The following is a 586-nucleotide window of genomic DNA, read 5'->3' on the forward strand; positions in this document are numbered from 1 at the left end:
GGCGCGCGTGATGCTGGATGAGTGCCGGCGACGGCGCATCATTGTGCCGGGCATCAGTTCGGTCGAGCGGATGGTCGCACAGGCGTTGCTCGATGCCGAACGCCATGTCGCCGAGCATCTGACCCGAGGACTCGATGCTCGACAGCGCCGGCTGCTCGATGCGCTTCTCCTGCCCCACACAGGCACGAACTTGAGCGATCTGGCCTGGGTGCGGCAGTCACCCGGCAAGCCCGGCCGAAAGACATTCGCCGCCATCATCGAGCGACTGACACTGCTTCGGGCCATCGGGATCGATCCGGATATCGCCGTAGGCGTCCATCCCGAGCGCCTCCGACGCCTGTGCCAGGAAGGCGTGCGGCTGACCGCGCAACATGTTCGGACGCTGCAAGCGACGCGGCGTCGCGCCACATTGGTGGCGACCATCCTCGAAACCATCGTTACCCTCACCGACGATGCGGTGCTGATGTTCGATCGCCTGCTTGGGCAGATGTTCCGGCGCGAACAGAACAGCGCGGACACGACACTCAAGCGCAACCGGCGCACCATCAACGGCAAAATCCGGCTGCTTGCCCAACTCGGCGCTGCC

1 pseudogene is annotated in these 586 nt (G+C 65.2%); it reads left to right on the forward strand.

The features are described from left to right. Nucleotides 1-586: pseudogene (locus ACFC3J_RS22935) on the forward strand (Tn3 family transposase); the annotation flags it as partial.

Source organism: Sphingobium sp., assembly GCF_041987595.1.
In the GTDB taxonomy this organism is placed as follows: Bacteria; Pseudomonadota; Alphaproteobacteria; order Sphingomonadales; family Sphingomonadaceae; genus Sphingobium.